This is a genomic window from [Mycobacterium] manitobense (assembly GCF_025821665.1).
Classification (GTDB): Bacteria; Actinomycetota; Actinomycetes; order Mycobacteriales; family Mycobacteriaceae; genus Mycobacterium; species Mycobacterium arseniciresistens.
Map to the genome: position 1 here is coordinate 23,938 of NZ_JACKSJ010000192.1, position 9,166 is coordinate 33,103.

The following is a 9,166-nucleotide window of genomic DNA, read 5'->3' on the forward strand; positions in this document are numbered from 1 at the left end:
GACTGAAGCTCGGGCTCAGGCTTCTTCGGGCTCCTCGGCCGGCGCCTCGACGAGCAGCGACATGCCGTGGTGCGCGGGCATCTCGACGGCGAAGCTGTGCAGGTCGTCGACCGTCGCGAAGGCCTTGCCGGTGAACATGTCCGACACCGACGAACCCGGCGGCAGCTTCTTGGACCGCACCGAACCGGCGATGTCCTCGTTGGCGAAGTTCAGCACCGTGAGCTGGTAGCGGTTCTCGTCGGCGAGTTGGTGGACGAGCACCAGCATCCCGCGGTGCGACACCTCGGGGATGTCGATCTGGCGGCTGGTCGCAATGCCGTAGTGCGAGCGCACCCGCAGGATGGCCTGCAGCTGACGCAGGAAGCTGGTCTCATCGCCCATCTGCTCGGGGATCGGGCCGTAGAGGCTGCGCCCCCGCGGCATCCCGGCCTGCGACTGCGTCGCCGTCGGGTTGACGCCCATCAGGTCGTGGGCGGCGCGGTGGATCCACCGGGTGTCCCCGCCGCGCAGCAGTTCGGCGACCTTGCCCGCCGGTAGCGTCAACATCCCGCAAAGATCCCAGCCGGACAGTGCGAACACCCCGGGCTGCAACGCGTTGAACATCGCCAGCAGCAGGTGCGCCCGGCGGATCCGGTCGATCTGGATGGGGTCGGCCCCGACCTCATCCAGATCGGTGACGCCGAGGGTCGCCGCGATGACCGTGGCAGTGGTACAGGCGATGCCGTTGGTGGTGAACACCAGGTTGTACGGGGCGTTCTCACCGGTCAGCCGGTCGGACAGGTCCCGGCGGACGGTCTCGCCGAGCACCTCGCCGGTGATCTCCTCGCCCTTGTAGGTGTAGACGTCGTCGCGGTGCCCGGTCGACCAGTGCACGAGTTCGTAGGTGAGCTCGTCGTGGTTCTGCAGCGCGTGCACCAGCGAGGCGGGGTCCACGTTGAGTTCCAGGGTGGTGCGCAGGGTCAGCCGCAGGAACTCGGTGTCGGCGGTGGCCAGCGCGTGGTGGTAGGCGGGCCGGTTGACGAAGTCGTAGGACAGGTCGGCGCCCGCCTCACCGATTTCGCGGATGTCGTCGATGGTGAGGTTGAGTTCCTGGAAGGTGAACCCGCCGACCTTGCGCACCATGCTGGCGATCAGGTGGTTGGCGGCCTCCGACAGCGGGTGGCCCTCCGACCAGCCGACACCGTCCTCGGCGGCGGTCTTCTCCGCGCCGAGGAAGCCGTTGGCGTCCAGCCGCAGACCGCCGGTGCCCAGGTCGGCCAGCGAGTGCAGCGCGTCGCCGATGACCAGGCGCATGCCTGCGAACGACGGGTCCAGCCAGTTGATCGACGGCTGCCCGTCCTTGAAGTAGTGCAGGTAGACCCAGCGCCGTTCGACGCCGTCGATGCCGACCACGGGACGGGTGACGCTCCAGTTGGTCTCCTTGACGCCCTCGGCGTAGAAGATCACCCGCTGCAGCCTGCCGATGATGTAGCCGGCCTTGTCCAGCCACTCCTCGGTGGAGGGATCGATGTTCACCGAGTCCTGGCCGGCCGGGACGTCGGGCAGGTGCTCCCAGTCGCGCGGGTCGATCTCGACCATGTGGTAGATGCCCGGGTAGTCGGCGTACTTCATCTCGGCGAGCCGGAAGTCCGCGCCCTTGCCGGTGTGGCCGGGAACGATGTCGTCGATGATGGTGCCGCCGTACCAGTTGGCGGTCCCGCACATGTGGCGGAACTCCTCTTCGGTACCGAAGGCGGGATCGATCTGGGTGCTGATGCGGTCGAAGTGCCCGTCCACGCTCGGCGTCAGCTGCCAGCCGGAGATGCCGCCCGCGCGTTTCACCGGGCCGGTGTGGATGGCCTCGATACCGATCTCGGAGAACGCCTTCCACATGTCCTCGTCGGCCATCGCCTTCAGGAACGACTCGCTGGACCGGGTGATCAGCGACAGCGGGTAGGCGGTGAACCACACCGACGCGGTCTCGACGGCGCCGCGCGGGCTGGGAGTGGCGTACGGGTTCTGCCACATCGATCCCTGCCCGGAGAACTGCTGGCTGATCTCGTTGGCGTCGGCCAGCATCGACTGGGACAGCAGCCAGGACACGTACGCGGGGTTGTCGCCGGTGGGGGAGCCGTCCTGAGTCAGCGAGCGGCGGGTGAACGGCGCCTTGACGCGCGGCCGGAACCGCAGTGACCGTGGCCGCGCGGGGTGCAGGTACTCGTCGAAGGTGACTTCGGTCGGCTCATTGGGCTGGTCTTCGGGGGCCTGCTCGCCGGTGGCCTGCTCGTCGAGAGCCGTCAGCTGATCGTCGGGCTCCGACTCTGCCGCCTGAGACATGAATCCCCTTCACTGGATGTGGTGACGACCGGGTGCCGTTCCGACGAGGTATTGCCTCCACGCCTCGGTCTTGAAACCGGTCGCGTCCACCCTACGGATCGTCGCCGGGCGCCGCCGGGTCACCGGCCCGCCGTGCGCGGGCCCGGCGCTTGCCCTCGTGCATCGCCGCCACCCGCGCCACCGGGATGGTCCGCCCGTGGGCGATGAGGTCGTCGGGCAGCCGTTGCGGCAGGGGCATCGACTCCGCCCACGGGTCGCCGGCGCCGAGCGCGTCGACGGCGGTGTGCACGGTGAAGTCGGCCGGGCTGACCCGGTCGAGGTCGGACCACGGCACCGGGAACGACACCGGCGTGCCCGGCCGCAGCCGCGGGCTGTACGCGGCGGCGACGGTGGCGCCGCCGGCCCGGGTGGAGTCGACGAACACCTTGCCGCCCCGGTCGGAGACGATGTACGCGGTGGTGGCGATGTCCGGGTCGAGCGCCTCGGCACGCGCGGCGAGCGCGCGGGTGGCGCCCGCGACGTCGTCGACCGGGGTGTGGTCGTCGATCGGCACGAACACATGCAGGCCCTTGGCGCCGCTGGTCTTGACCGCGCCCGCCAGTCCGCAGTCCGACAGCGCCTGGCGCACCAGGTGCGCGACGGCCACCACCGTGGCGAAATCGGCGCCCTCGGGCGGGTCGAGGTCGAGGATCAGGTGCGTGGGCCGGTAGATGTCGGGGACATGCTCGCTCGGCGAGCCTCGCTCGGCGGCCAGCCCGAGCGTCGGGTGGTATTCGACGGCGCGCTGATTGGCCAGCCACAGCAGCGTCCGGCGGTCGTCGCACAGCGCGTAGCGCACCTCGCGGTGCGACGACTCGGCCCAGATCGACACGGTTCGCACCCACTCGGGGGTGTACTTCGGGACGTTCTTCTGCATGAACGGCGCCCGGCCGCGCAGCACTCGCAGGACCGTGAGCGGGCGGCCGGCCAGGCCGGGCAGGATGCGGTCGGCCACGGCGTCGAGGTAGTCCACCAGGTCCCGCTTGGTGGCACCGGCCTCGGGCGCCAGGGCCTGGTCGAGGTTGGTCAGCTCGACGCCGTCGCGCCGCTCCGGGGCCATCAGCCCACCCTAGAACCCGCGCGGCGCCACCAGGGCGGTCGCGCGGGGGCCGCCGGGAGGTGGGCGAGGCGGCAGACCACGCCGAAGTGGTCGGACGGGAAGACCCGCGGCAGCGCCTCGGACACCGGCCGGGTGCCGAGCAGGTCGATGCCGACCGCGTGCCAGCGCCTGCCCTTGACCAGCACGCGGTCGAACCGGACGTGGCGGTGCTTGTTCTTGCTGTCGTACCGCATCAGATTGATCGAGGTGTCCTCGGTGAAGCCGTCCTCACCGCGCCGCAGCGCCGGCCAGACGTCGATGAACGGCGCAGTGATGCGGGGGTTCTCGGCGTCGCGCATGTTGAAGTCGCCGAGCAGCACCGCCTCGTCGGCACCGCGCACGGCGCGGAACAGCGTGCGCAGCTGTCGTGCCCGCAACCGGGCCGACCGCTTGCCGCTGTCGAGGTGCACGCCGCAGACGGCCAGGGCGGCGCCGTTGACGGTGAGGTCGGCGCGCAGGTAGCCGCGGTCCAGCCGTGTCGGCAGCCGCGTGTAGGTGACCCCGTCGACCGGCACGCGGGTCAGCAGCAGCATGCCGTAGTTGCCGACGTCCGCACCGGTGATCGAGCTCGCCAGGTAGTGCTCGCGGACCCAGGACTGGGTGAGGAACACCTCCAGCGCGGCCGGGGTGACCTCCTGGAAGACCATGACGTCGGGCATGACATCGCAGAGCAGGGCGGCCATCGCGCGGTAGCGGTGGTCGGCGTAGTGCTCGTCGAACCAGACGTTGAAGGTGGTGACCGTCAGTCCGTCGCGCTCGACGGGTGCGGGGGCGTGCACTTCGCGCCACCGGCCGGTCGCGGCATCGAACCGCTCGACGGGGAGGCGGCGGCGAGCCCTCACGGCACCGGGCGGATCAGCGCGGCGCGGTGGAGTCGGACAGGCCGGTGCGCAGCGCGATCGCCTGCTTGGTACCGACGTCGGTGACCACCTCGGGCGGGGTGGGCTGGCCGAGAACGCTGCCGAACTCCATCCGGACCACCGCCGGACCCTGCGTGAAGAACAGCAGGGTGACGTCCTTGTTGCCGTCGGGCGCGGTGCCGCTGATCACGGTGCCGCCGGTGCCGACCGGCGACGGCTGCGGCGTGCCGCCCACCACCGAGGCGGTCAGCGACTTGACGCTGGCGTCCAGTGCGGCCGCGGCCGCGGCCTCGTCGGGGGTGATGTTGATGGTGACGCCGACGGCCTTGGTGTCGTCCTGGTTCACGAACAGTGCCGAAACACCTTGGCCGCCACGGCGGTTGGGTACCGACGAGCGAGCGGTGAAGGTGTCGCCGGGGCTGTCGATGTCACCGGGCTGGATGAGCAGCCGCGAGTAGTCGACGGCGCTGCTGTTCTCCTTGGGGGCCGAACTGGGCGCGGCGGTGGTGGCCGCAGGCAGTCCCGTCGGAGCCGTCGCCTCGGGACCCGACGGCGGCGTGCAGCCGGCCAGGACGGCGGCAGAGACCGCCGCTGCGGCGATGAGGGCAGTGGTACTCGACAAGACACGCATGAAGATCTGCTGGTTCCCCCGGATTGTGGTGGATGAGCTGGACATATACTGGACACGATGTCCATGAAATACGGTACACGCGCCGTCGAGGGGGGCGCAAACACCGCCAGCCCCGCGCGCCGCGGCAGGCCCCGCGACGTCACCGTCCGGGACGCCGTGCTGCGCGCGGCCGCCGAACTGGCGCTCGCCGGTGGCCCCGGCGCGGCCACCATCGACGCGATCGCCAAGCGCGCCGCCGTCAGCCGCACCACCGTCTACAAGTGGTGGCCGTCGTCGGCGGCGATCGTGCTCGAGGGCCTGCTCGGCTCCACCGTGGACTCCCTCATCCGGCCCGCGGGCAGCAGCACCCGCGAGGCGCTCACCCACCACGTGCGCTCGCTCAACGCGATCCTGTCCGACGCCGCCACCGGCCCGCTGGTCCGCCGGGTGATCAGCGCCGCCGACGCCGACCGCGACGTCGGCACCGCGCTGCTCGACCAGTGGCTGCTGCCGCGGCGGGCCGCACTGGTCGCGGTGTTGCACGACGCCGCGGGCCGCGGTGAACTGCGCGACGGCGCCGACCCCGAGGTGGTCGTCGACGCGCTGGTGTCGCCGGCCTACTACCGCCTGGTGTTCGGTCTGCCCGCCCTCGACGACGACGCGTTGACCGGCCTCGTCGACACGGTGTGGCGGGGCTGCGCCCGCCTGCCGTGATCCGCGCGGCCCGCCGAACTGCTGCGCCGAAGGGGTCTGATCCGCGGCGATACTGAGCTCATGTCCCAACACCCGCCGCACCCGCCCGCCGTGTCGCCGGACCAGCGGCGGGACGCCAGGAGGACGGGCATCCTGGCCCCACTGGTGGTCGTGGCCGCCTGCGTCTCGGTGTTCTGGTCGATGCTCGCCGGCGCCAACGCCCTCGACGTGTGCCGCAGCGGGTGCGATGCCGGCGTCAACCTCACGGTCTTCGGCTGGGTGTGGGGCGGCGCCGCCGTCGCCTTCGTGCTGATGACGGTCGGCATCAGGCGGGCGCGCAGACAGGGCAGGCCCACCTCGCCCTGGCCCGCCGCGGCGCTCGCGATCATCTGCTTCACCGCGGTGTCGGGCGTATTGATCGTCAGTGCGATCGCCGGGATGTTGTGACTCCTCAGGTGTGAGCCCTGCGCCATCGGGTACGCCTCACCCGATGACAGCCCAGCCCCCAGACCCGGATCCCGTCGACACCCCCGGGCTCGAACCCGGCGGCGGCGTCGCGCCCGGCGACACCCCGCCGGACTCGTCGCACGTCAGCCAGTCGGCGAACACCGACCCCACACCCGCCCGCCGGTTCACCCCGGGCGCGATCGCCGCGTTCGCGATCGTCGGGGTCATCGCGGCGGTGTTCCTGGTGGTGGCGGTGCTGCGGCTGCTCGAGATCGCGGGCGTGTTCCGCTGATCCTCAGCGGTTGACCTTGCGCACCTTGTAACTGGACGGCCAGGACATCCGGTCCTCGTCGCCCACCAGCGGGGTGCCTTTGCCGCCCACCCTGACGTCGTAGGCCTCCTCGCCCGCGCCGGTCTCCCGGTCGGCGTGCTCCTTGGCCAGGTAGTACAGCTCGTCGATGGTGGCCTCGCCGTAGGCGACGAACGTGGTGTTGCGTTGCGCGTCGTCGATGCCCGCGGTCATCCGGTCGGGCAGCACCTTCGACGCCAGCGCTGCCGCGCCGAGCAGCAGGAAGGGAATCACCCAGTAGCAGATGAACGACAGCGGGGTGTCGGCGTCGAAGATGGTGGCCCGGCCGTAGACCAGCGGCGGGATCACCGAGGAGATCGTCATCCCGGCGAACGCCGCGATCCAGATCCAGGTCAGCAGCGTCGTGATGCGCTCGAACAGTTCGCTCTTGAGCACATTGGCAGGCCGGCCCACCTCGGCGAACTCGCGGACGAAGGGCCGGCCCGCCAGCAGGCCGATCAGCGCCACGGCGAAGATGCCGAGATTGCCGAGCGGCTGCAGCCACTCCGCCATGAACGCCTCGCTGGTGGTGAACGACAGCACCGTCAGCACCGCGAAGACGATCACCGCGCCCAGTTCCAGGGTGCGGCCCGGCCAGTGCAGCGCCCGGCCGATCCCGAAGCCGGCGGCCGCGATCGCCAGCGCCGCCAGGACGGCGGTGCTCGCCGGCACGTTGCCGACGAGCACCCAGTACACGATCCACGGCGCGAAGCCGAACAGTGTGCTCACGGTCGGTCAGTCTATGGCCGAAGGCCGCCGGCCGGGCCGCGTCCGGTCAGCGAGTCCACGATGGTGCGGGTCGCGAACTCCGCCCGGTGGCGCGGATACGAACGGCCCTCGCGCAGAACGGCATACACGATGCCGCCGACGATCGCGTCGGCCGCGGCTTCGGCGACCGCCTCGTCGACCTCGTCCGCGAGCAGGCGCGACTGCACCGCCTCCTGCAGCGGCCCGCTGAACCCGCTGCGCAACCGGTCCGCGGTGTCGTCGTGCTCGATGGAGGCCACCGTGAGGATGCGCAGCATCGCCGATCCTCGCGCGGTGGTGAGGGTGGCCGCCAGCCTGCCCGCCCACCGGGCGAGGTCGGCGGTGACGTCGTCGGAGTACGCCACCGGGCGCAGGATCCGGTCGGCGTCCTCGAGCAGCACGTCGGCCACCAGTGCGGGCCGGCTCGGCCACCAGCGGTAGATGGTCTGCTTGCCGACCCCGGCGCGGGCAGCAACGGCCTCGATGCTCATCCCGTCGAAGCCGCGCTCCAGCAGTAGTTCGCGGGTGGCGGAGACGATCGCGGCGCGCGATTTCTCGCTGCGCCGTCGCGGTGCGGTGTCGAGCGGCGGCACTCCCACCCCCTCCGCGGTCGTCGGCCGGATCCCGGCTAGCGTAACCTAGCGCGAGACGAGACGGTCCGTCTCGCCTGACGACGACGGAAGCGGTGGCAGTGGCCTCGAGAAGTCTGGTCATCGGCGCGAGCGGGTTCCTCGGCTCGCACGTCACCAGGGCGCTGGTGACGCAAGGCGACGACGTGCGGGTGCTGATCCGCACCACCAGCTCCACCCGCGGCATCGACGGCCTCGACGTCGAGCGCCGCTACGGCGACGTCTTCGACTCCGCGGCGGTGCGCGACGCGATCAGCGGATGCGACACCGTGTACTACTGCGTGGTCGACGCCCGGCCCTGGCTGCGCGACCCGGCGCCGATGTGGCGCACCAATGTCGACGGGCTGCGCAGCGTGCTGGACATCGCCGCGCAGGCGCCGCTGCACCGGTTCGTGTTCACCAGCTCCATCGGCACCATCGGCCGGGTCCGCGACGGGCTCGCCACCGAGCAGACCGCCCACAACTGGCTCGACGAAGGCGGCGAGTACGTCCGCACCAGGGTGGCGGCGGAGAACCTGCTGTTCGACCATTGCCGCGAGCGCGGGCTGCCCGGCGTCGCGATGTGCGTGGCCAACACCTACGGCCCCGGTGACTGGCTGCCCACCCCGCACGGCGGTCTCGTGGCCGCCGCGGTCCGCGGGAAGCTGCCGTTCTACGTCGCCGGGGCGCAGTCGGAGGTGGTGGGTGTCGAGGACGCGGCAGGTGCCATGCTGCTGGCCGGCCGGGTCGGGCGGGTCGGCGAGCGCTACATCGTCTCCGAACGATTCATGAGTGCCCGCGACGTCTACGCCTGTGCCTGCGACGCCGTCGGGACGACGCCACCGCGGGTCGGTGTGCCGCTGCCGGTGATGTCGGCGCTCGGCGCGGCCGGGGAGGCGGCGGCCCGGATCCGGGGACGTGACACCCGGTTGACGCGGATCAGCGTGCGGCTCATGCACATCATGTCGGCGATGGACCACTCGAAGGCGACCCGCGAACTCGGCTGGCAGCCGCGGCCGGCGACCGACGCGATCGCCGAGGCCGCCCGATTCTTCCGCGACCGGCGGCGCCGCGACACCACCGCGGCCGAGGAGGCGTCATGACCATCGGGCTCACCCCGGAGCAGCAGCACCTGACCGACGCCGTCGCGCAGTTCGCGGCGCGCCACGCCCCGGTCAGCCACACCCGCGAGCTGCTCGACCAGCTCGCCGGAGGCGAACTGCCGCCATGGTGGAACGAACTGGTGGCCAACGGCTTCCACGCGGTGCATCTTCCGGAGAGCTGCGGCGGTCAGGGCGGCACGCCGGCCGACACGGCATGCGTCGTCGAGGCCGCCGCCGGGGCCGCGCTGCCAGGACCGCTGCTGCCGACCGTCGCCGCCGGTGCGGTGGCCCTGCA

At 71.5% G+C, this 9,166-nt stretch carries 11 protein-coding genes; 5 read left to right on the plus strand and 6 right to left on the minus strand.

Going from position 1 to position 9,166, the window contains the following annotated elements:
* Positions 1 to 15: 15 nt before the first annotated feature.
* The 4 genes from treS to H7I41_RS22530 all read right to left on the minus strand — a co-directional run bounded on the left by treS (position 16) and on the right by H7I41_RS22530 (position 4,936).
* Positions 16 to 2,316 (minus strand): maltose alpha-D-glucosyltransferase, encoded by a 2,301-nt coding sequence (gene treS, locus H7I41_RS22515; RefSeq protein WP_264014847.1) that lies wholly within the window; start codon positions 2,314 to 2,316, stop codon positions 16 to 18.
* A 91-nt stretch (positions 2,317 to 2,407) separates the two neighbouring features.
* Positions 2,408 to 3,415: a DNA polymerase domain-containing protein gene (locus H7I41_RS22520; protein ID WP_264014848.1), complete on the minus strand. Its 1,008-nt coding sequence runs from the start codon at positions 3,413 to 3,415 to the stop codon at positions 2,408 to 2,410.
* A complete protein-coding gene (locus H7I41_RS22525) occupies positions 3,415 to 4,296 on the minus strand; it encodes an endonuclease/exonuclease/phosphatase family protein (protein WP_264014849.1) in 882 nt (293 codons plus the stop codon). Before H7I41_RS22525 ends, H7I41_RS22520 begins: the two co-directional genes overlap by 1 nt.
* Before the next feature lie 13 nt (positions 4,297 to 4,309).
* Positions 4,310 to 4,936: a hypothetical protein gene (locus H7I41_RS22530; protein WP_372503789.1), complete on the minus strand. Its 627-nt coding sequence runs from the start codon at positions 4,934 to 4,936 to the stop codon at positions 4,310 to 4,312.
* Positions 4,937 to 5,002: 66 nt separating this feature from the next.
* On the opposite strand from H7I41_RS22530, the gene H7I41_RS22535 reads away from it, so the two are divergent.
* Genes H7I41_RS22535 through H7I41_RS22545 form a run of 3 tightly spaced genes read left to right on the plus strand, consistent with a single transcriptional unit; the run spans position 5,003 to position 6,356 of the window.
* Positions 5,003 to 5,638 carry a TetR/AcrR family transcriptional regulator gene (locus H7I41_RS22535; RefSeq protein ID WP_264014851.1) on the plus strand — a complete coding sequence of 212 codons (636 nt, stop codon included), beginning with the start codon at positions 5,003 to 5,005 and terminating at the stop codon, positions 5,636 to 5,638.
* Between the two features lie 60 nt (positions 5,639 to 5,698).
* Positions 5,699 to 6,064: a hypothetical protein gene (locus H7I41_RS22540; RefSeq protein ID WP_264014852.1), complete on the plus strand. Its 366-nt coding sequence runs from the start codon at positions 5,699 to 5,701 to the stop codon at positions 6,062 to 6,064.
* 43 nt (positions 6,065 to 6,107) lie between these two features.
* On the plus strand, positions 6,108 to 6,356 hold the full coding sequence (locus tag H7I41_RS22545; RefSeq protein ID WP_264014853.1) for a DUF6480 family protein: 249 nt from the start codon (positions 6,108 to 6,110) through the stop codon (positions 6,354 to 6,356).
* A gap of 3 nt (positions 6,357 to 6,359) precedes the next feature.
* Here the strand turns inward: H7I41_RS22545 and H7I41_RS22550 are convergent, their stop codons facing one another.
* Both H7I41_RS22550 and H7I41_RS22555 read right to left on the minus strand, forming a co-directional pair.
* Positions 6,360 to 7,142: a hypothetical protein gene (locus H7I41_RS22550; protein WP_264014854.1), complete on the minus strand. Its 783-nt coding sequence runs from the start codon at positions 7,140 to 7,142 to the stop codon at positions 6,360 to 6,362.
* 11 nt (positions 7,143 to 7,153) lie between these two features.
* The gene (locus H7I41_RS22555; RefSeq protein ID WP_264014855.1) at positions 7,154 to 7,753 is read right to left on the minus strand and encodes a TetR/AcrR family transcriptional regulator; all 600 of its coding nucleotides are present in this window, start codon (positions 7,751 to 7,753) and stop codon (positions 7,154 to 7,156) included.
* Positions 7,754 to 7,851: 98 nt separating this feature from the next.
* Between H7I41_RS22555 and H7I41_RS22560 the strand changes: the two genes are divergently transcribed.
* Both H7I41_RS22560 and H7I41_RS22565 read left to right on the plus strand, forming a co-directional pair.
* Complete coding sequence (locus H7I41_RS22560; protein WP_264014856.1) at positions 7,852 to 8,871, plus strand: NAD-dependent epimerase/dehydratase family protein; 1,020 nt, start codon at positions 7,852 to 7,854, stop codon at positions 8,869 to 8,871.
* Positions 8,868 to 9,166: acyl-CoA dehydrogenase family protein (locus tag H7I41_RS22565; RefSeq protein ID WP_264014857.1), on the plus strand; the 299-nt coding region annotated here is incomplete at its 3' end. The genes H7I41_RS22560 and H7I41_RS22565, both read left to right, overlap by 4 nt.

What these genes read in the sequence shown, in the direction of transcription:
- H7I41_RS22535 (WP_264014851.1), top strand. Translation starts at nt 5,003, where the DNA reads ATGTCCATGAAATACGGTACACGCGCCGTCGAGGGGGGCGCAAACACC.
- treS (WP_264014847.1), bottom strand. Translation starts at nt 2,316, where the DNA reads ATGTCTCAGGCGGCAGAGTCGGAGCCCGACGATCAGCTGACGGCTCTC.
- H7I41_RS22540 (WP_264014852.1), top strand. Translation starts at nt 5,699, where the DNA reads ATGTCCCAACACCCGCCGCACCCGCCCGCCGTGTCGCCGGACCAGCGG.
- H7I41_RS22520 (WP_264014848.1), bottom strand. Translation starts at nt 3,415, where the DNA reads ATGGCCCCGGAGCGGCGCGACGGCGTCGAGCTGACCAACCTCGACCAG.
- H7I41_RS22545 (WP_264014853.1), top strand. Translation starts at nt 6,108, where the DNA reads ATGACAGCCCAGCCCCCAGACCCGGATCCCGTCGACACCCCCGGGCTC.